Source organism: Phenylobacterium sp. (genome assembly GCF_031425575.1).
Taxonomy (GTDB): domain Bacteria; phylum Pseudomonadota; class Alphaproteobacteria; order Caulobacterales; family Caulobacteraceae; genus Phenylobacterium.
The window spans coordinates 1-18,518 of the sequence record NZ_JANPJP010000375.1 but is presented as its reverse complement, the minus strand read 5'-3'; the positions used below and the strand labels follow the sequence as shown (position 1 = coordinate 18,518).

Here is an 18,518-nt window from a genome sequence, read left to right as displayed (position 1 = left end):
CTGCTGGGGACGCGGGCGGCGGGCGGCTTTGGCCTGGTGTTTCCCGAGCAGCTGGCGATCACCGCCGAGGGGCGGACCAGCATCAGCTGCGGCGGCATCTATGACGACGCCCAGGTCGAGGGGCTGGCGCGGGTCTGCGCCCTGATCAAGGACATGGGCGCCACACCGGCCGTGCAGCTGGGCCACACCGGGCGCAAGGGCAGCGAGGCCAAGCCCTGGGACGGCGGGGCGCAGCTGCCGGCCGACGATCCCGACGGCTGGCAGGTGGTGGGGCCCTCGGCCCTCTCCTATGGCGGCAAGGCCAACCAGCCGGTGCACGCCCTGACCGCGCCGCAGATCAAGGCCATTCACCGCGCCTATCGCGACGCCGCCCGGCGCGCGGTGGAGGCCGGTTTCCAGTGGCTGGAGCTGCACTTCGCCCACGGATACCTGGGGGCCAGCTTCTTCTCGCCGCTGGCCAACCAGCGGACCGACGCCTATGGCGGCAGCCCGGAGAACCGCCGGCGCTTCCACCTGGAGGCCCTGGACGCCGTGCGCGAGGTGTGGCCCGAGCGCCTGCCCCTGTCGGTGCGGCTGGGGATCGACGACCTGCACGACGACGGGGTGACCTTCGACGAGGCCCTGGCGGCGCTGCGCGCGATGAAGGCCCACGGCCTGGACTTCGCCGACCTCAGCCTGGGGCTGAACACCCCGCAGCCGCAGCGGCGGCCCTTCAACGATCCGGGTTTCATGCTGGCGCCCGGCGCGCGGGTGCGGCGGGAGGCGGGCCTTCCCGTGGGGGTGAGCTGGAACCTGGGGCAGCCGCAGCTGGCCGACCGCGCCATCCGCGAGGGGCTGGTGGACCTGGTGCTGCTGGGGCGGCCGGCCCTGGCCAATCCGCACTGGCCGCTGTGGGCGGCGCGCGAGCTCGCGCGCGAGGATCCTTTCGGCCTGGTCCCCGAAGACTGGGCCTGGTGGCTGCGCAACTTCCGCGGCCATGCGCCCTCCATCGGCTGGCCCGAGCCGCGTCTGACGACCGATCCTTAACCGATGGTCGGTACGCTGAGGGGATTAGGTTTCCCGGAGCGTACCCGCATGTCCCGCCCCTCCCCCTGCGCCGGCTGCCGCGATGGCGAGGCCGTCGACTTCGACATCGCCATGGCCTTCCAGCCGATCATCGACCTGCAGACCGGCGCCCCCTTCGCCTATGAGGCCCTGGTGCGGGGCTCCGCCGGGGAGTCGGCGGCCAGCGTCCTGGCCCAGGTGACCCCGGAAAACCGCTACGCCTTCGACCAGCAGTGCCGGGTCAAGGCGATCCAGGGGGCGGCGCGGGCCGGACTGCTGGACGGGCCCGCGCGGCTGTCCATCAACTTCCTGCCCAATGCGGTCTATTCGCCCCAGGCCTGCATCCAGCTGACCCTGGCCACGGCGGCGGCCATCGACTTCCCCACCGACCGGCTGATCTTCGAGTTCACCGAGAACGAGGAGATGGCCGACCCGGCCCATGTCTCCAACATCGTCGCCAGCTACCAGAAGATGGGCTTTGGCGTGGCCCTGGACGACTTCGGCGCCGGCCATGCGGGGCTGAACCTGCTGGCCCGGTTCCAGCCCGACATCATCAAGCTGGACATGGAGCTGATCCGTGGCCTGGACGCCAGCCTGCCCCGCCGGATCATCATCGACGGGGTGATGAAGATGTGCGCGGCGCTCGGGATCGAGGTGATCGCCGAGGGCATCGAGACGCGGGCCGAGCTGGACGCCCTGCGCGAGATCGGGGTGCGCTACATCCAGGGCTATCTGTTCGCCAAGCCGGGCTTCCAGTGCCTGCCGGCGGTGGACCCCATCGATGTGCGGACGGCCCGCGCCGCCTGACGCCATCCGTTGAGCCTGGCCCCGCGATGGGTCAGGATGGGCCAATGCCCGAGCGCCACATCACCAAGCGGAACGGCCTGTTCCGCACCCGCCTGCCGGCCCCCGCCGCCGGGGTGCGCGCCAGCATGCCCGGCTTTGAGGGCGTTCGGTTCAGTGTCGAACAGGCCGAGGACAGCCTCAACGCGGCGGCCGACCGGCTGTCGCTGCCGCGCTCGGCGGTGGGGCGCAAGGAGTTCAACATCCTGGCCATCTCGGGCGGGGCGGCCGGCGGGGCCTTCGGGGCCGGCGTGCTTGTGGGGATGACCCGGGCCGGCAAGCGGCCCGACTTCGCCATCGTCACGGGGGTGAGCACGGGCGCCCTGATGGCCCCCTTCGCCTTCCTGGGGCCCACCTGGGACGCGCGGCTGACCGACGCCTATACCGGCGGCCACGCCAAGGATCTGCTGTCCCTTCGCCGTCTCGCGCCCGCCTTCGGGTCGGGGATCTTCCAGGCGGCCAACCTGGAGGAGCTGGTGGACTCCTTCATCGACCAGGCCGTGGTCGACGCCGTGGCGGTGGAGCACCTGAAGGGGCGGCGCCTGCTGGTGGCCACCACCGACCTGGACAGCCAGCAGACCGCCATCTGGGACATGGGCGAGATCGCCGCCCGCGGGGGCGAGGCGGCGTTGGTGCTGTTCCGCGACATCCTGGTGGCCTCGGCCAGCCTGCCCGGGCTGTTCCCGCCTCGCAGCTTCCCCTGCGAGGCCGACGGGGTGGCCTATGAGGAGATGCACGTGGACGGCGGGGTCTCGGCGCCGCTGTTCATCATGCCCGAGGCCATGCTGCGCTGGAAACAGCTGGGGCGCAGGCTGAAGGGCGGCCGCATCTATGTGGTGGTCAATACGGTGCTGGAGCAGGCGCCGCGCACCACCAGCCCGAACCTGGCGGCCATCCTGGTGCGCAGCTTCGACACCATGCTGCGGTTCTCCTATCGCAACGCGCTCAGCAACGCGGCGACCTTCTGCGCCGGGGTGGGCCTGCCGCTCTCCTTCACCTCGATCCCCGACGTGGCGGAGAACGGCAACATGCTGTCCTTCGACACCGCCAACATGAAGCGCATCTTCGACGAGGGCGTGGCCCTGGCCCAGGGCCCCTTATGGGTCACCCCGGTCGCCGAGCCGCCGACGCTGGGACAGTTCATCGAGAACATGACCCGGCCGAGGACCTAGCGCCCGAACAGCTTGGCCAGCCAGGAGCGCTTCGCCGGCGGATCGGGCTCACCGATGCGGCGCAGGCGGGTGAATGCGATCTCGCCCCAGTCCTCGTTGTCCATGTCGGGACGCCAGCCGCATATGGCGCCCGACATCGCCTGGGGCACGTCGAAGACCAAGTCGACATCGGCGTCGTCGCCGCCCTCCTCCGCCTGGTCGGCGCGGGCCTGTGCGAGGATGGCCGCGAGTTCGGCCGGCGTGTCGCCCTCAATGTTGAGGTCGCTCATGCCCCGCTCCGGGTTATGGTCGATGGCCCAATCCCGGACGCCGTTGCTCCAGCCGCTGGCGCCGCTTAACATGACGGTCTCGTCGCAGCCGGCGTTAAGCAGCCGGGCGCCCCGAGACAGGACCTCGAGCTCGGTCGCCTTGAAGGCGTCGGCCTCGCCGCGTACCAGCAGGACCCAGCCATTGGGCAGCTCGGCGAAGGCCTGCGACCGGCGCTGACCGTAGTCGACGGGCTCGCCGCTATCCTCCAGTTCCAGCCGCGCTAGCACTTCGGCCTTGCCAAGCCCCGACACCGCGACCCACGACAATCTCCAACCCACCGGCCTGCTCCCTAAAGTTGAGCTTCAGCTTATTGTTCCTTATTTGTTCGCGTCAAGAGGGCGGCGTCTCCGCTTTGAGGTCGACATGGCCGTGGGTCCAAGGAACAGCGGCGGCGGTGAGGGGTTTGGGTGACGAGTTCAACACATAGAGGACCACCCCATGAAAGTCAGTGAAGCCATGACGGCCCAGGTTGCGACCGCCGGCCCGACCGACAGCGTCCAGAAGGTGGCCGGTATCATGGCCAGCATCGAGACCGGCGCCGTGCCGATCGTCGAGGACGACAAGGTGGTCGGCCTGATCACAGACCGCGACATCGTCCTGCAGGTGGTGGCCAAGGGCGGCGCGCTTTCGACGCCTGCCAGCGACGTGATGAGCGGCGACGTCCAGACCTGCAAGGAAGACGACAACCTGGCCGACGCCGCCGCCCAGATGGCCAATCACCAGATCCGCCGCCTGATCGTCGCCAATGACTCCGGCAAGCTGGTGGGCATTCTGAGCCTGGGCGACATCGCCACGGACTACGGCGCCAAGGTGGTGGGCAAGACCCTGGAAGAGATCTCGACCGACAACGACGCCTAGAGCCTTTTCGGGTCAGGTGGAATCATCTGACCCGTTCAAAGGGCTCTAATCCAAAGAGATAGAGCGCGTCGGACGGGTTAACCGGCGTCCACTTAACCCTGACGCGCTCTAGGTCCATTTGACCGGCGTCAAGGCGGGGCCCGCGCGGTCCCGCCAGTCTCCAGGTGCCATCGCACCCGGAGACCCGCCATGGGTAACCTGATCTACCGCATCGCCGCCATCGTCACCGTCGTGCTGGGGGCGGGGCTGACGGTCTTCGCCCTGATGGCGGCCTACCGCACCGACGACGACTGGGCCCGGATGCTGTTCACCCTGGTCATGCCGGCCAGCCTGCTGCTGCCGGCTCTGGGCGGCCTGCTGGCGGTCGTGGGCGTGGCGATGTTCGTCCACGCCCTGAGGGCCATGGAACGCGAGGGCTAGGGCCGGTAGGCGTGGTGCGTCCCGTTCGGGTCCTCCACCTCGCCGTCATGGCTGAGATAGTCCGGCCCCACCGGCACCTTGCCGTGGCCGCCGGGGATATCCAGGACATAGGTCGGCTGGGCCAGGCCTGAGAGCCGGCCGCGCAGCTCTCGCATGATCGCCTGCCCATCCTCCAGCGTGGTGCGCAGGTGGCTAGTGCCGCGGGCGAGATCGCCATGATGCAGGTAGTAGGGCTTGATGCGGGTCTCAACCATGGCCCGCAAGAGGGCCTCCAGCACCTCCGGGTTGTCATTGACCCCCTTCAGCAGCACCGTCTGACCCACCATCGGGATGCCGGCGTCGACGAACTTCGCGCAGGCGGCGCGGGCGGCGGGGGTCAGCTCGCTGGCGTGGTTGGCGTGCAGGGCGACATAGACGGCCTTGCCCTCCACCTTCAGCGCGGCGACCAGCTGGTCGGTGACGGCGGCCGGATCGACGGCCGGGACGCGGGTATGAATGCGCAGCACCTTCACGTGCTCGATCTTCGCCAGCCGACCCATGATCGCGGCGAGGCGGCGCGGCGACAGCACCAGGGGGTCGCCGCCGGTGAGGATCACTTCCCAGATTTCGGGGCGACCGGCGATGTAGGCGATGGCGGCGTCCAGCGCCTTGCCTGACAGGGCCGGGACCTCGGCGGTGGGCCCCACCATCTCGCGGCGGAAGCAGAACCGGCAATAGACCGCGCAGGTGTGGGTGACCTTCAGCAGCACCCGGTCGGGATAGCGGTGGACGACGCCCTCGACCGGCATGTGGGTGAGGTCCCCGACCGGGTCGGCGTCCTCGCCCGGCCGCACCTCGAGCTCGGCCAGGTCGGGCAGGAACTGGCGGGCGATATGAGGGTCGTCCATCAGGTCGGCCATGGCCGGCGTCACAGCCACCGCATACTGCGCCGCCACCCGCTCCAGGGCGGGCAGCCGCTCGGCCTCGATAAGGCCCGCCTGGGCCAGGGCCGGCAGGGTGCGAAGGGTGCTGGTCACGCGCGGCCTATGCCGCAAACGGGCGGGCGCGGCAATGTTGTCGGGGGCGCCTGGCCGTGTCACCTCTGATGGATTCCTAGACCCTGACCGTTTCAGATGGACCGATCTGAAACGGCAAGAAGGGTCTAGATTCAAAAAATTAGAGCACGCCGGGAGGCGGAACCGGACCCCACTTCCGCCTGGCGTGCTCTAGGCGCCGTCATTTTCAAGAGAGCCCCGATGCAGATCATCGACTTCGAGTGCGACACCCCCACGAAGGAAGCTGTCGAGGGCACCGTGCGCCTGATCCAGTCGGGGCGCGGCTTCGACAAGGAAGGCTACGCCCAGCAGATGGCGCCCGGCTGGGCCGCCCAGATCGGAATGTCGCTGGAGGAATTCAACGAGGCCAAGGCGACGGTCGGCCTGACGGCGCTCGCGCTCAAGCTCTGCGAGGTCGACATGACCAAGGCCATGAGCCACGCGCAGGTGATCGCCATGCTGGACGGGGCGGGTGTGGCCATGGCCTGCATCGGCAATGCGGGCCGCCGCGCCAGCAACGCGGATGTCGCGGCCTTCGCCGCCGAATATCCCGACCGCCTGATCCCCTGGTTCCGCATCTGGGGCGACGAGGGCGAGGCAGGCGTGGCGGCCCTGGAGCAGGGCGTGCGCGAGCGCGGCGTTAGGGGCTTCGAGATCAGCTCCTACCGCGAGCAGCGCTTTATCAATGATCCGGTCTACCGGCCCTTCCTGGCCAAGTGCGTCGAGCTGAACATCCCGGTGCGGATCACCGTCGGGGTCCACCTGCTGTCGGACCGGCCCTATGACTACGCCCATCCCAAATATATCGACGAACTGGCCATCGCCTTCCCGACCCTGAGGATCGTTTCCGGCCTCGGCGGCTATCCGTGGATCCCGGACATGGTGGCGATCGCCGGACGGCACCAGAACGTCTACATCGACTTCGCCTGCCGCCGGGTGAAGTACATGCTCTCCCCCGGCGCCGGCTACGAGGCCCTGGTCTATTACGGAGCCCGCGGGCTCCAGGACAACATCATCTTCGGGTCGGGCTGGGGGACTTCCGTGGTTCCGCTGGCCCAGCTGGTGGCGGAAACCGACGAGCTGCCGCTGAAGGACAGCGTGCGGGCGAAGTGGATGGGCGGCAATGCGGCGGTGGCGTTGGGGCTTTAGGCGAGACCCTGGAGGGCGGGGGCGCTTCTTCGCCGGTCTCCATCATCGACTTGCCAAGGCGCCGCGAACCGACGATCCTGGCTCACCGGGCCGATGCGGGCGCCCGGTCCAGGCGGTTCGCCGTCCAAGACCCGCTCCTACGACTTCGGCGTCAGCCGAACGGGAGCGCGTGCGATGTCGAACCGGAGATCTTCAAATCCAACGCCTTGCCTTGCGGCCTGTGTCTCCGCCCCCGCGACGAGGGCCTAACGGATGGTGAAGGTGAACAGTGTTCCGACTCACGGCGTGACCTTCGGCGAGGCCACCCGGGTCTGGGCGCGGATCGCCGCCCTCAGCTTCGGGGGGCCGGCGGGCCAGATCGCGGTGATGCACCGCATCCTGGTGGAGGAGAAACGCTGGCTGGGGGAGCGGCGGTTCCTGCACGCGCTCAACTACTGCATGCTTTTGCCAGGACCCGAGGCGCAGCAGCTGGCCATCTACATCGGCTGGCTGATGCACGGCGTCGCGGGCGGGCTGGTCGCCGGCCTGTTGTTTGTCCTGCCCGGGTTCGTGGCGATCATGGGCCTGAGCATTCTTTACGCCCTGCTGGGCGGCGTGGGCGTGGTGGCGGCCCTGTTCTTTGGTTTGAAAGCCGCGGTGCTGGCCATCGTGGTCCAGGCGGTGGTGCGGGTTGGCAAACGGTCCCTCCGCAACCGAGTCATGCTCGGAATCGCCGCAGCGGCGTTTGTGGCGATTTTCCTCTTTCACGCCCCCTTCCCGCTGATCATCCTCATCGCCGGTCTGATTGGTTTCCTCGGCGCGCGCGCGGGATCGACAGCCTTCGCGGTTGGAGGCCACGGATCAGGTCAGGAAGACCTCTTCGACGACGCGCAAAGCGCCCTGGGGGTCGAGACGCCGGCACATGCGACCTCGGGTTGGCGAGGGCCTCTGGCCGCGTCAGCAGCGCTGCTGGTCCTGTGGCTTGGCCCCGTGATCGCCCTGCTGCTGGCGCTGGGCCCCGACAACGTCTTCAGCCAGATCGCGGTCTTCTTCTCGAAGATGGCGGTGGTGACCTTCGGAGGCGCCTATGCGGTCCTGGCCTATGTGGCCCAGGAGGCGGTGGACACCTATGGCTGGCTGAAGCCCGGTGAGATGCTGGACGGCCTGGGCATGGCCGAGACAACGCCGGGCCCGCTGATCATCGTCACCCAGTTCGTGGGATTCCTGGGCGCGTTTCGTAGCCCCGGCGGGTTGCCGCCGCTGGCCGCAGGCGCACTCGGCGGCGTGCTCACCACCTGGGTGACCTTTGCGCCGTGCTTCCTCTGGATCTTCCTCGGCGCGCCCTTCGTCGAGAAGCTGCGGGAAGCCAAGGCGCTGAACGCCGCGCTCGCCGCCATCAGCGCGGCCGTGGTGGGGGTGATCCTCAACCTGGCGGTCTGGTTTGGGCTGCACGTGATGTTCCGTGATGTGCGGGCTGTCTCCGTGGGGCCTCTCACACTGGACCTTCCGAACCTGGCCAGCGTGGATGTGGCTGCGGTGGGCTTGAGCCTGGTGGCGGCCTTCGCGATCTTCCGGCTGCAGATGGGAGTCATTCCCGTGCTGCTGGGCTGCGCCGCGCTGGGTGTGGCGACGCACCTTGCGGGCCTCGTCTAGGACGTGCTGCTGCGCAGGCGCCTCTAGCCGTCGTTGGCCCTGGGCAGGACCACCGGCTCGCGGGCCAGGTCCTCCAGGCGCCGTTCGCCATAGGTCTTGTCGTTGGGCGGCGTGGGCCAGCGGACGTCGCAATCCCAGTTGGAGGTGCCGCATTTCAGGCAGGGCTTGCTGGTCTTGGCGACGAGCTGAGTATGCAGGGTGCTGGAGGTCCCGGTCTTGGCGGCCACCAGTTGCGCGATGGCCTGGCGAGGCGTGATGGCCTTTTCCCACTTGCAACCCCCGCAGCGGAAGAGGATGCGCACCTCGGGGTTGGCGGCGAGGATCGACAGCGGCAGGCCCGAGCCGCCCTTGTCGTCCTGAAAAGTCATGCGGCAGCCGCCCGGCATGTTGCAGCGAAGCAGGCGCTGGATTTCCGGCATCCGGACATAGGCGTAGCCGCTGCGCAGCAGCAGCTCGAAATCGAGATAGTAGTTCCGCCGGCAGTCGCGGGTGTAGCAGGACCCCCGGACGATCTGCTTGCGGTGCAGATAGCCCCAGAGGGTCTGGTCGGGGACCAGCTGGCCGCTGAAGACGCGCCAGCCCTTGGGCGGCGGGATGTACTCGGTGTCCGGCATTGCGTCTGCTCCAGCCCAGAACAAACGCAGAACATACCGGCTCGGGCGACTCCGCCCTGGCTGTATTTCGTAGGGCCGCACAACCGGCGGAGGGGTGTGGCTCGGAGAGACCTTTTCCTCCCCCGCTTCGAAGGAGGAAACGGCGCTCGCCCGCGGCTCAGATATCCACCACGATCTTGCCGAAGTGGGTGTTGGAGGCCTGGTGGCGGAAGGCGTCGGCGAGGTTCTGCAGGGGGAAGGACTTGTCCAGAACCGGGCGGTAGGCGGCGACGTTGATGGCGCGGATAAGGTCGAGCTGATGGCGGCGGCTGCCGACCGTCAGGCCCTGGACCTTGAGCTGCTTGCCCATGATGGCGACGGTGGGGACCGGGCCGGCATAGCCCGCCAGCACGCCGATCAGGGCGATATGGCCGCCGTTGCGGGTGGCGGTGATGGACTCCGGCAGGGTGCCCGAGCCGCCGATCTCCAGGATGTGGTCGACGCCGCGGCCGCCGGTGAGCTTGGCGGCCGCCGCGCCCCAGGCGGGCTCGGACTTGTAGTTGATCAGGTGGTCAGCCCCCAGCGCCTTGAGGTGCTCCAGCTTCTCGTCGGAGGAGGAGGTGGCGATGACGGTGCAGCCGAAGGCCTTGGCGATCTGCAGGCCGTAGATGGAGACGCCGCCCGTCCCTTGAACCAGCACGGTCTCGCCGCCCTTCAAGGCCCCGTCGGCCACCAGGCCGCGCCAGGCGGTGACGCCGGCGCAGGTGATGGTGGCGGCCTCCGCGGCGGTCCAGCCCGCGGGCGCGTGGGTGAAGGAGGTGGCCGCCGTGGTGATCATCTCGCGGGCGAAGCCGTCGGCGCCGTCGCCTGGCACGCCGGAGAAGCCCCCGGCCGGGGCGTCGACCCCGTCCAGCCAGGCGGGGAAGAAGGTGGAGACCACCAGGTCGCCGACCGCGAATTCCTTCACGCCCTCACCCACCGCGGTGACCTCGCCGGCCCCGTCGGACATGGGGATGCGGCCCTCCGGCGTCGGGATGGCGCCCAGGACCACCATGTAGTCGTGGTAGTTGAGGGAGCTGGCGCGCAGGCGGACGGTGATCTCGCCGGGGCCCGGAGGGTTGGCCTCGGCGATGTCGGCGTAGCGTAGGGTGTCGAGGCCCGTGGGGTGGACGGTCTGGATGGCCTTCATGGGGTCGCCTCGTGCTGGGTGTGACGGGCAGTGAGGCGCCGCTACCCTCACGGAACGCAAGCCCTCGAACGCAAGCGGGCCTTCTCCCCTTGCGGGAGAAGGTGGCCGGTCGGAGACCGGTCGGAGACCGGTCGGATGAGGGGTCGCGCTCCCCTATCGGCTGATCCTGCGACGCCCTAACCCGAGAGGTCTGTGCGACCCCTCATCCGACCCTGCTCCGCAGAGCCACCTTCTCCCACAAGGGGATGAAGGAAACTGATCACGCGATCGGCTGATCAAACAGCAGCTGGCCGGCGAAGCGTGCGGGGGGGGAGCCGAAGGAGAGGATGCCGTCGTGGTAGCGCTTGAGGGTGAAGCTCTTGCCCCACTTGGTTTCCGCCTGTTTGCGCAGGGCCTTGTGCTCCTCCCAGCCGACGAAATAGGTGGGGAGCTGGGCCTGGCTGAGCTGGGCGCGGACCCATTTGCCGGCGGCTTCGCGCTCCTGCTGGAAGGCCTGGACGGTCATCAGCTTCATGGCCTCGTCGCGGCTGATATTGTCGACGTGGACGGCCTGGTCCAGCAGGGCGTTGGCGCAGACCCGCAGCTGAAGCTTCAGATGGACCAGGAGGTAGAGGGGGTCGCGGGCGAGATAGCCCTCCTCGGCCATGACGTCCTGGGCGTAGCAGGCCCAGCCCTCAACGAAGGGCCCCGAGGACAGCACCGCGCGCAGCACCGAGGGGTAGGCGTTGGCGTGGGCCAGCTGCAGGTAGTGGCCGGGCATGGCCTCGTGAACCGTGATTTCCTGGATACCAAGGCTGTTGTATTCGCGCAGGAAACTGTCGGCCTGGGCGGCGGTCCAGTCGTCGGGGATGGGCGAGATCTTGTAGTAGGTCTGTTGGCCCTTATCGAGGGGACCGGGCGCGTCGCAATAGGCCACGGCGACGCCACGCTGGAACTCCGGCACGAGGCCGATCTTCACGGGATCCGCAGGCACGGTGACAATGTTCTTGGCGCGGACGAAGGCGGTGGCCTCCACCAGGGTGGCCTCGGCGGCCTCCACCAGTTTGGCCCGCGCCGGCTTCTGGGCGTAGGCGTATTCCAGGGCGGCCTCGATGGCGGCCTGGCGCTGGGCGTCGGTGGGATTGGCCGGGGTCGGCGGCGCGCCGGGCTTGCCGGCCAGGAACTTGGCCGAGATGTCGTACATGGTGGCCCGCAGGGAGGTCATCTCGGCGAGCGCCCGAGCCTTGATCTCCGCGCGGCTGAGCGGCGAATTGAGCGCGAAGGCCAGCTTGGCGTCGTAGAGCGCCGCGCCCAGACGGAACTCGCCCTTGGCGCCGGGGACCAGCACGGTCTCCAGCCAGGTCTGGTGCTGGTCGATGGCCGCCTTGCAGGTCTTCGCGGCGGCTTCCAGCCGGGCGCGGTCGGTGGCGGAGAGCTTGGCGCCATCCGCCACGATGCCGTCCACCAGAGAATGCAGGCCCTTGTTCTGACCCACCACGGTGTCGGCATGGATCTTCGGCACGCGGGCAGGGACCAGCTCCTGGCGGGCCTGGGCCAGCAGGGCCGGCAGCTTCTCCATCCGCGCGGTGGCGCTGCGCAGGCGAACCTCGAGGGGGGCGAACTCGCGGGCGGTGAGGTTGTAGAGGGCGCCGCCGGCCACGGCGTTCCAGGTGAGCGGATCCCAGGCGTAGGGCTGCAGGGTCTGCAGCGTCCACAGGTCGCTGCGGACCTGGTTCTCCAGGATGGCGGCGTCCACCTGGTTGGCGCGGCTCAGCTCGGCGCGGGGCGTAGCCTGGAGGGCGGCCAGGGTCTCGGTCGCCAGCCTGATGACGGCGGCCCGGCCGGTGGGGCCCATGTCGTCGATCTGTTGGTCGAAGCGGTGGTCGCCGACCTGGGTGGCGCTGACCGGACTGAGCCGCAGGTTGGCGTCGACCCAGCCCTTGGCCAGGGCCTCGAACTTCGCATCGGCGGGACCGGCGGCGCGGGCGATGGCCGGCAAGGTCAGGGGGGCGGCGGCCGAGAGGGCGAGGATCGCGCGGCGCGAGACGTTGGGCATGGGCGTTTCCTGGAGCTTGTTACCTCAATGTTACCAGCGCCAGGGAGGCGGGGGAACAGGCGCGCCCAACGCATAGCGCCCCGCCGTCGGTGACAGCGGGGCGCCTGAAACGCGGTCGAGGGTGGACGGCCTACTTGGTGGTGGGGGTGTTCTGGGTGGTGGCGCCGCCGTCGGCGTTGCCGGCCTGTTGCTCGATGATGTCGGCCTTCTTGTTCAGCGCGGTCTCGGCGGCTTCGTTGGAGGTGGCCGCGGCCTGGGCTTCCAGGGAGTCGGCTTGGACTTCGGCGGCCTTGTCGGCCTTGCTCTCGCAGGCGGCGACGCCAGTGAGGGCGAACAGGGCGACGGCGGCGATGGCGAACTTCTTCATGGGGATTCCCTTCCAGCTGAAGCTCTACAAACGCCGGATGGCCCGTCGGGTTTCACGGGCCGGGTGCAAAAGCAGAGGAGCCCCACCGCGACACCCCGGTCAGATCACTCCGAGTACTTGAGGCCGGCGAGATTCGCGTGGGAGATTGGAGCCGAGTCCCGCCCGCCGATCCTGGGTCACGACATCTTTGGGACTTTGCCAACTGACTAAGTCATGGCAAGGCGTCATGGCAAGCCTCACGGGATAGAGCCCATGTCGACCTACGCCTTCGTCACGCTCGACGTCTTCACCGACCGCCCGTTCGGGGGCAATCCGCTGGCGGTGTTCACCGACGCCCGCGGCATGACCGACGCCCAGATGCAGTCCCTGGCCGCCGAGATGAACCTGTCGGAAACCACCTTCGTCCTGCCGCCCAGCGATCCCGCCAACACGGCGCGGGTGCGGATCTTCCACCGCACCGGCGAGATGCCCTTCGCCGGGCACCCCAGCATCGGCACCGGCTATGTCCTGGCCACCCTGGGTCATGAGGGCGCCCTGAACCTGGAGATGATCGCGGGCCTTGTGAAGGTGGACATCGACCGCGACAGCGCCGGCGCCCCAACCGGGGCGGTGATCGCCGCGCCCCAGGCCCTGACCCTCAGCGCCGATATCCCCATTGAGGAAGTGGCCGCCTGCGCCGGGATCAGTCCCGGCGACCTGGTGACCGCCACCCACACCCCGGTTCTGGCCACGGTGGGTGTGCCGTTCATCCTCGCCGAAGTGACGGGCCAGGCCCTGACGCGGGCCGAGCCGGACGTGGCGGCGTTCCGCAAGGCCGAGGGCGGACGCCCCGACCTGGCCGGGCGCTATTCCCTGCTGCTCTACGCCCGCGACGGCCAGGATATCCGGGCGCGCATGTTCGCACCGCTCTCGGGCACCTATGAGGATCCGGCGACGGGCAGCGCCAACGCGACCCTGGCCGCCTTGCTGGTGTCGCTCTCTGGCGTCGATCAGGGGGCCTTCACCATCAGCCAGGGGGTGGAGATGGGGCGGCCCAGCATCCTGAAGGCGGCCGCGCGGCGGACCCCCGACGGGGTGCGGGCGACGGTGGGCGGCGGGTGCGCGCCGATGTTCCGGGGTGAGGTGACGCTCTGATTCCCTCCCCGCTCGTCCCCGCGAACGCCGGGATCCAGGTGAAACCCACAGGCGCTTGATGGGCGTCCGAGATCGCATTCGGCGTCCATGCGGCGTAGAACGTTGATGAATCTGGGTCCCTGCGTTCGCCGGGATGAGCGGTTGTCAGTGTGTCACGCTTGCGGCGCGGAGTGCGATACGCCAGATAGGCGGCTGACGAACAGGAGAGCGGCCCACCATGGCGCGGACACCCAACTACAGTTTCGAGCGGATGGAACGCGACAAGGCCAAGGCCGCCAAGGACGCGCAGAAGGCCGCCGCCAAGGCCGAGAAGAAGGCGGCCGCAGCCGCCGAGAAGGCTCCCAAGGACTAGCCGCTCAGGCGGCGATACGCCCAAGGGCCCGGGTGAGGGCGCCGGCTATGTCGGCGGGATTGCAGGGCTTGGCGACAAATTCGGAGCCGGGCACCCCCTCCGCGACGTGGCGCGCCGAGGCCGTGCCGGAAATATAGACCACCGGGAGATCCGGATAGGAGACCCGGGCGGCGCGGGCGATATCGAATCCGTCCGGCCCGGGCCCAAGGTCCACATCGGTCACCAGGGCCAGCAGGGGCTGGTCCGCCGCCAGGGCCTCAAAGGCGCCTGCGGCGTCATAGAGGCTGACCACCTGATAGCCGAGATCCCTCAGGATGGAGCCGGTCTCTAACCCACAGACCGCGTTGTCATCCACAAACAAGATAGTCGCATCATTTGCGAAGACGGGGAGTGGGTTAGACATAACGCGCAGCCTCTAGGAGACTGAACAACCGGTGGATGTCGGATTGTTTCCCTTGCTTTGACAATTATTCGTCAAAGCGTTGATAAATCACAATTCGTTCGGACCGTGATTACAAGGGACGGCGAAATACTGATCCCGCCAGGGTCAGCCTGGGATGCGGACGGGCAGGTACTCGTAACCTTTCACGAAGTTGGAGGTCAGGCGGCGAGGCTCCCCCACCACCTCGATGAACGGGAAGCGTTTCATCATCTCCTCCCAGACGACCCGCAGCTGCATCTCGGCCAGGCGCTGGCCGACGCAGCGGTGGACGCCGAAGCCGAAGGCGACGTGCTGGCGAGGGCGCTCGCGGTCGATGATGAAGGCGTCGGGACTCTCGATGGCCGAGGCGTCGCGGTTGCCCGAGACGTACCACATGACCACCTTCTCGCCCGCCTTGATGGTCTTACCGCCGATGGTGGCGTCGGCCACGGCGGTGCGCCGCATGTGGGCCACCGGGCTCTGGTAGCGGATGATCTCCGGCACCATGCCGGCGATGAGACCGGAGTCTTCCCGCAGCTTGGCGTACTGTTCGGGGTTCTCATTGAGGGCCAGCAGCCCGCCGGTGATGGAGTGACGGGTGGTGTCGCTGCCAGCCACGATCAGCAGGACGAGGTTGCCGACGTATTTGTAGGGGTCGCCGCCCCCATTGGTGGCCGGGTCATGAGCCAGCATCGAGATCAGGTCGTCGTTGCGCGGGTTGGCGGCGCGCTCGGCGAAAATCCCCACCAGCCGGGTGAAGGTGGCCATCAGCTCGGCCTGGCGGGCCGGCTCCCCGGCCGGCGAACCGCCGCCCAGGATCGGGGCGGCCAGCAGCAGGTCCGAGGCGCGCGGCAGGAGGCGGCGTTCCTCGAAGGGGAAGTCCATCAGGGTGGCCAGCATCTGGGCGGTGAGCTCCACCGAGACGCGGTCCACGAAATCGAAGGTCTCGCCCACCGGTAGTTCGTCGAGGATGGCGGCGGCGCGGCTGCGGATCAGGGGCTCCATCGCCGCCATGGCGCCGGAGGTGAACATCGGGGTCACCACCCGGCGCTGGGCCTCGTGGCGCGGGCTGTCCTGGCTGATGAAGCTCGCGCCCGCCGCGGACTCAAAGGAGTCGCCGAGCGCGATGCCGCCCCGCTCGGAGGAGGAAGAGAAGGTGTTGTGGTCGCCGTCCACGGCGACGATGTCGTCAAACTTGGTCACCGACCAGTAGGGGCCGAAATCGCTGGCCTTGCAGTAGTGGACCGGGTCCTCGGCCCGCAGGCGCTCGAACCACGGCCAGTGGGTGTCGGTGCGGAACAGCTCCGGATCACCGACGTGGAAGTCTTCCAGCGGAGTGGAATAGGCCCGGTCTCGGGCCTCCGCAGCGATGCGTGCGCCGTCGGCCATGTCGGCCTCCCTTGAATCCTGCGGCCTGTGCTTGACCGTCGTTACAGAGATCAGAGACCATCCCCGGCGCAGTGTCCATCGCGAGAGAGACCTATGCCGGGCCGCATCATCCTGCTGACCGGGCCTCCGGGGGCCGGCAAGACCACGGTGGCGCCCCTGCTCTGCGCCAATGCGTCGGGGCCTCTGGCCGTGCACCTGGAGACCGACAGCTTCTATCGCAGCATCCGCAAGGGCTGGCTGGCGCCCTGGACGCCGGAGTCCCACGGCCAGAACCAGGTGGTGGCCGCCGCCATGCTGGCGACCGCCGTGACCTACGCCCGGGGCGGCTATGAGGTGATCACCGACGGGATCATCACCGACTGGGTCAAGGCGGTGTTCATCGAGGGCGCTCGGCAGGCGGGCGTGGCGCTGGACTTCATCGTGCTGATCCCCGACCAGGCCATCGCCGCCGAGCGCGGCCGGACGCGGACCGCCGATCCGATCCCCGACTACGTCCCGTATCTGAAGCTCTACGGCCAGTTCGCGGCGGAGGACGCCGCCCATGCCATGGACACCGGCGAGATCGCGCCCGCCGCCCTCGCCGCGACCCTGCGCGAGGGGATCGAAGCGGGGCGGTTCGCCCTGGGCTAGTGAGACTGGCCAACCATCTGGATCTTCGAGAAGTCGCCGGCGCGGGCGTCGGCCTCGCGGATCCAGTAGTAGAGCCGGCCGCCGTCGCCCCATTTCGTCTTCAGTTCAGCGTCGGTGTCCACCTGCAGCAGGAGCCGCCAATCGGTGTCGCGCGCGAGAGTCTCGTGGGGTTCGCGACCCTCCCGTTCGGCTAGCATCCGCTCGGCTTCCAACTCCATGTCCGAGCTCTGTATCGCCAAGGCATGGCCGCCGACACGATGCTCTGGAGTCGGCATGTGTTTGGTCGGAAACTCTGTCAGGCGGTCGAGGGCGTCGTCGTCGACCTCCAGTTCGCTGAGGTCGTCCACCAGCCATTCCAGATCGGGATAGGAGGTGGCCGGCGTCATGGCGACTCGACGCTCGATCAACGGAAAGCCTTTCGGCAGGACAGGGACGGCGAAGAGCGGACGCGCTTCGTCGGACTGGGCGACATACAGCGCGGCGCCCATCCAGGGCTCGGCGAAGAAGTAGAGACGCCCTTGGTCCGGAAGCCAGTCGGGACCGCCAGCCGCGCGCACATCTTTGAGGTCGAGTTGAGCGACGAAGCCCATGGGAGTGGTGACCTCTCGCTTCGGGAAGCGATGGAACACCTTCGAGGTCGGCCATGTGGCGCGGTCGTCCAGGTCCGGCGCGCCGCCGAACTTGGAGAAGACAGGTGCGTCCGTTGGCAGGAGCAGCAGCGTCGGGCGGGCCAGCGCCTTCATTTCGCGACGGAGGGCCGTGGCGCTCGGCCCACGCACGCGATGCGCCGGCGCCTTGGACTTCTTGGGAGGACGTTTGAGTTGAATCCACGCGACGACTACCGTCCCGGCGACCATGACCAAGAGGTAGCCCAGGCCGGCCAGGACGCTGAACAAGATGGTCAATGCGAGCTGCATGCCTGTCCCAGAACGGCTTCACCAATGCCAAATGTTCTTCCTACGTTCCCAGCCAAGTCAAGCTAGACTCTCCATCTCGTACACAGTCGAATTCGGAACAACCGCCCCGCTCCAGGGTTGAACCAGCAACGGAAACCCCAACCCAGGAGCCTCCCATGAGCACCGACCTGACCAACCGCGCCGACGTCGAACGCCGGCTGTGGGATGAGATCGAGAAGCACAACACCGGCATGCTGGGGGTCACCGGGGCCGCCGCGCACCACACCCAGCCGATGACCGCCTTCGTGGAGCCCAAGACCAACCAGATCTGGTTCTTCACCCGCACCGACACCGACCTGGCCCGCGAGATCGGCGAGGGCCGCAGCGCGATGTTCGTGCACCAGCAGAGGGACTTCCAGGCCTGTATCGGCGGTCAGCTGACCCTGCAGCGCGACCCCGCCCGCATCGACAAGTACTGGAACACTGTGGTCGCCGCCTGGTATCCGGAGGGCAAGGCCGACCCCAAGCTGACCATGCTGCGCCTGGACTGCGACGACGCCCAGGTGTGGATCAGCCAGGGTGGCCCGATCAGGTTCGTCTGGGAAATCGCCAAGGCCAACGCCACCCACACGACGCCCGATGTCGGCGGCAGCACCAGCCTGAACTTCCACTAAGACGCCCTAGCCGCAGAATTTGACCCCGCCGAAACGCCGGCGGGGTCTTCTTTTTCTGCCTGCCGACGCCACGAACCCAAGTTGGGAGAGGCGAAGCGTCAGAATAACAGAGCAGTCCGATCAAGATTTCTCGCTCACCCCAAGAAATTTACGCGCGAACCTCTTCCGAAGAGCCCAATATATTACGCTCGGTCTCGGCGGTCTGCATTGACGATCTTCCTCTCAAATTTACCAAATGCATTTCGGAGTTGTGTCGAGTTCTCGACGGTCCAGCTTCGGCGACCTCGATAATCTGCAACCTTCGCTTTGTGGCGACGTTTGACTCCCGATGCAGAGACTCGTTCGGCCATTGCAAAATCGCCTGCTCGCCGCCCTCC

21 protein-coding genes are annotated in these 18,518 nt (G+C 68.2%); 11 read left to right on the top strand and 10 right to left on the bottom strand.

Annotated features, from left to right (window positions below):
* The 3 genes from RMO97_RS21360 to RMO97_RS21350 all read left to right on the top strand — a co-directional run.
* Positions 1–1,026, top strand: a 1,026-nt coding sequence (locus RMO97_RS21360) for an NADH:flavin oxidoreductase/NADH oxidase (protein ID WP_310543014.1), incomplete at its 5' end; no start/stop codon positions are given.
* 48 nt (positions 1,027–1,074) lie between these two features.
* Complete coding sequence (locus RMO97_RS21355) at positions 1,075–1,851, top strand: EAL domain-containing protein (protein ID WP_310543013.1); 777 nt, start codon at positions 1,075–1,077, stop codon at positions 1,849–1,851.
* A 44-nt stretch (positions 1,852–1,895) separates the two neighbouring features.
* Positions 1,896–3,059: a patatin-like phospholipase family protein gene (locus RMO97_RS21350; RefSeq protein ID WP_310543012.1), complete on the top strand. Its 1,164-nt coding sequence runs from the start codon at positions 1,896–1,898 to the stop codon at positions 3,057–3,059.
* On the opposite strand, the gene RMO97_RS21345 is transcribed toward RMO97_RS21350, so the two are convergent.
* Positions 3,056–3,646 carry a hypothetical protein gene (locus RMO97_RS21345; RefSeq protein ID WP_310543011.1) on the bottom strand — a complete coding sequence of 197 codons (591 nt, stop codon included), beginning with the start codon at positions 3,644–3,646 and terminating at the stop codon, positions 3,056–3,058. The two genes, RMO97_RS21350 and RMO97_RS21345, sit on opposite strands and share 4 nt — an antisense overlap.
* Positions 3,647–3,806: 160 nt before the next feature.
* On the opposite strand from RMO97_RS21345, the gene RMO97_RS21340 reads away from it, so the two are divergent.
* Complete coding sequence (locus RMO97_RS21340; RefSeq protein ID WP_310543010.1) at positions 3,807–4,226, top strand: CBS domain-containing protein; 420 nt, start codon at positions 3,807–3,809, stop codon at positions 4,224–4,226.
* 189 nt (positions 4,227–4,415) lie between these two features.
* The gene (locus RMO97_RS21335) at positions 4,416–4,646 is read left to right on the top strand and encodes a hypothetical protein (protein ID WP_310543009.1); all 231 of its coding nucleotides are present in this window, start codon (positions 4,416–4,418) and stop codon (positions 4,644–4,646) included.
* On the opposite strand, the gene RMO97_RS21330 is transcribed toward RMO97_RS21335, so the two are convergent.
* Entirely contained in the window at positions 4,643–5,662 is a 1,020-nt protein-coding gene (locus tag RMO97_RS21330; RefSeq protein ID WP_310543008.1) for a lysine-2,3-aminomutase-like protein, read from the bottom strand. The two genes, RMO97_RS21335 and RMO97_RS21330, sit on opposite strands and share 4 nt — an antisense overlap.
* A 219-nt stretch (positions 5,663–5,881) precedes the next feature.
* Here RMO97_RS21330 and RMO97_RS21325 point away from each other — a divergent pair, with 219 nt between their 5' ends.
* Both RMO97_RS21325 and chrA read left to right on the top strand, forming a co-directional pair.
* A complete protein-coding gene (locus RMO97_RS21325; RefSeq protein WP_310543007.1) occupies positions 5,882–6,829 on the top strand; it encodes an amidohydrolase family protein in 948 nt (315 codons plus the stop codon).
* Positions 6,830–7,081: 252 nt separating this feature from the next.
* Complete coding sequence (gene chrA, locus RMO97_RS21320) at positions 7,082–8,461, top strand: chromate efflux transporter (protein ID WP_409035347.1); 1,380 nt, start codon at positions 7,082–7,084, stop codon at positions 8,459–8,461.
* Positions 8,462–8,484: 23 nt separating this feature from the next.
* Here chrA and RMO97_RS21315 read toward each other — a convergent pair whose 3' ends face one another.
* The 4 genes from RMO97_RS21315 to RMO97_RS21300 form a co-directional block, all read right to left on the bottom strand.
* Positions 8,485–9,075: a hypothetical protein gene (locus tag RMO97_RS21315; protein ID WP_310543005.1), complete on the bottom strand. Its 591-nt coding sequence runs from the start codon at positions 9,073–9,075 to the stop codon at positions 8,485–8,487.
* Positions 9,076–9,232: 157 nt separating this feature from the next.
* Complete coding sequence (locus tag RMO97_RS21310) at positions 9,233–10,243, bottom strand: NAD(P)-dependent alcohol dehydrogenase (RefSeq protein WP_310543004.1); 1,011 nt, start codon at positions 10,241–10,243, stop codon at positions 9,233–9,235.
* A gap of 259 nt (positions 10,244–10,502) precedes the next feature.
* Positions 10,503–12,278 carry a DUF885 domain-containing protein gene (locus RMO97_RS21305; RefSeq protein ID WP_310543003.1) on the bottom strand — a complete coding sequence of 592 codons (1,776 nt, stop codon included), beginning with the start codon at positions 12,276–12,278 and terminating at the stop codon, positions 10,503–10,505.
* Positions 12,279–12,408: 130 nt separating this feature from the next.
* Positions 12,409–12,645, bottom strand: coding sequence for a hypothetical protein (locus RMO97_RS21300; RefSeq protein WP_310543002.1), 237 nt, complete (start codon positions 12,643–12,645; stop codon positions 12,409–12,411).
* 252 nt (positions 12,646–12,897) lie between these two features.
* Here RMO97_RS21300 and RMO97_RS21295 point away from each other — a divergent pair, with 252 nt between their 5' ends.
* A complete protein-coding gene (locus RMO97_RS21295; RefSeq protein WP_310543001.1) occupies positions 12,898–13,779 on the top strand; it encodes a PhzF family phenazine biosynthesis protein in 882 nt (293 codons plus the stop codon).
* Between the two features lie 217 nt (positions 13,780–13,996).
* On the top strand, positions 13,997–14,131 hold the full coding sequence (locus tag RMO97_RS21290; protein ID WP_304829386.1) for a hypothetical protein: 135 nt from the start codon (positions 13,997–13,999) through the stop codon (positions 14,129–14,131).
* Positions 14,132–14,135: 4 nt separating this feature from the next.
* Here RMO97_RS21290 and RMO97_RS21285 read toward each other — a convergent pair whose 3' ends face one another.
* Positions 14,136–14,486: a response regulator gene (locus RMO97_RS21285; protein ID WP_310543015.1), complete on the bottom strand. Its 351-nt coding sequence runs from the start codon at positions 14,484–14,486 to the stop codon at positions 14,136–14,138.
* Positions 14,487–14,678: 192 nt separating this feature from the next.
* Positions 14,679–15,941, bottom strand: coding sequence for a cytochrome P450 (locus tag RMO97_RS21280; RefSeq protein WP_310543000.1), 1,263 nt, complete (start codon positions 15,939–15,941; stop codon positions 14,679–14,681).
* 27 nt (positions 15,942–15,968) lie between these two features.
* On the opposite strand from RMO97_RS21280, the gene RMO97_RS21275 reads away from it, so the two are divergent.
* Positions 15,969–16,571 carry an AAA family ATPase gene (locus tag RMO97_RS21275; protein WP_310542999.1) on the top strand — a complete coding sequence of 201 codons (603 nt, stop codon included), beginning with the start codon at positions 15,969–15,971 and terminating at the stop codon, positions 16,569–16,571.
* On the opposite strand, the gene RMO97_RS21270 is transcribed toward RMO97_RS21275, so the two are convergent.
* On the bottom strand, positions 16,568–17,488 hold the full coding sequence (locus tag RMO97_RS21270; protein WP_310542998.1) for a YwqG family protein: 921 nt from the start codon (positions 17,486–17,488) through the stop codon (positions 16,568–16,570). The genes RMO97_RS21275 and RMO97_RS21270 overlap by 4 nt on opposite strands.
* Before the next feature lie 155 nt (positions 17,489–17,643).
* Here RMO97_RS21270 and RMO97_RS21265 point away from each other — a divergent pair, with 155 nt between their 5' ends.
* The gene (locus RMO97_RS21265; RefSeq protein WP_310542997.1) at positions 17,644–18,141 is read left to right on the top strand and encodes a pyridoxamine 5'-phosphate oxidase family protein; all 498 of its coding nucleotides are present in this window, start codon (positions 17,644–17,646) and stop codon (positions 18,139–18,141) included.
* Positions 18,142–18,289: 148 nt separating this feature from the next.
* On the opposite strand, the gene RMO97_RS21260 is transcribed toward RMO97_RS21265, so the two are convergent.
* A partial coding sequence (locus RMO97_RS21260; protein WP_310542996.1) for a hypothetical protein occupies positions 18,290–18,518 on the bottom strand: 229 nt, incomplete at its 5' end.

What these genes read in the sequence shown, in the direction of transcription:
- RMO97_RS21315 (WP_310543005.1), bottom strand. Translation starts at nt 9,075, where the DNA reads ATGCCGGACACCGAGTACATCCCGCCGCCCAAGGGCTGGCGCGTCTTC.
- RMO97_RS21350 (WP_310543012.1), top strand. Translation starts at nt 1,896, where the DNA reads ATGCCCGAGCGCCACATCACCAAGCGGAACGGCCTGTTCCGCACCCGC.
- RMO97_RS21290 (WP_304829386.1), top strand. Translation starts at nt 13,997, where the DNA reads ATGGCGCGGACACCCAACTACAGTTTCGAGCGGATGGAACGCGACAAG.
- RMO97_RS21270 (WP_310542998.1), bottom strand. Translation starts at nt 17,488, where the DNA reads ATGCAGCTCGCATTGACCATCTTGTTCAGCGTCCTGGCCGGCCTGGGC.
- chrA (WP_409035347.1), top strand. Translation starts at nt 7,082, where the DNA reads ATGGTGAAGGTGAACAGTGTTCCGACTCACGGCGTGACCTTCGGCGAG.
- RMO97_RS21310 (WP_310543004.1), bottom strand. Translation starts at nt 10,243, where the DNA reads ATGAAGGCCATCCAGACCGTCCACCCCACGGGCCTCGACACCCTACGC.
- RMO97_RS21355 (WP_310543013.1), top strand. Translation starts at nt 1,075, where the DNA reads ATGTCCCGCCCCTCCCCCTGCGCCGGCTGCCGCGATGGCGAGGCCGTC.
- RMO97_RS21295 (WP_310543001.1), top strand. Translation starts at nt 12,898, where the DNA reads ATGTCGACCTACGCCTTCGTCACGCTCGACGTCTTCACCGACCGCCCG.
- RMO97_RS21265 (WP_310542997.1), top strand. Translation starts at nt 17,644, where the DNA reads ATGAGCACCGACCTGACCAACCGCGCCGACGTCGAACGCCGGCTGTGG.
- RMO97_RS21340 (WP_310543010.1), top strand. Translation starts at nt 3,807, where the DNA reads ATGAAAGTCAGTGAAGCCATGACGGCCCAGGTTGCGACCGCCGGCCCG.
- RMO97_RS21325 (WP_310543007.1), top strand. Translation starts at nt 5,882, where the DNA reads ATGCAGATCATCGACTTCGAGTGCGACACCCCCACGAAGGAAGCTGTC.
- RMO97_RS21300 (WP_310543002.1), bottom strand. Translation starts at nt 12,645, where the DNA reads ATGAAGAAGTTCGCCATCGCCGCCGTCGCCCTGTTCGCCCTCACTGGC.
- RMO97_RS21335 (WP_310543009.1), top strand. Translation starts at nt 4,416, where the DNA reads ATGGGTAACCTGATCTACCGCATCGCCGCCATCGTCACCGTCGTGCTG.
- RMO97_RS21280 (WP_310543000.1), bottom strand. Translation starts at nt 15,941, where the DNA reads ATGGCCGACGGCGCACGCATCGCTGCGGAGGCCCGAGACCGGGCCTAT.
- RMO97_RS21305 (WP_310543003.1), bottom strand. Translation starts at nt 12,278, where the DNA reads ATGCCCAACGTCTCGCGCCGCGCGATCCTCGCCCTCTCGGCCGCCGCC.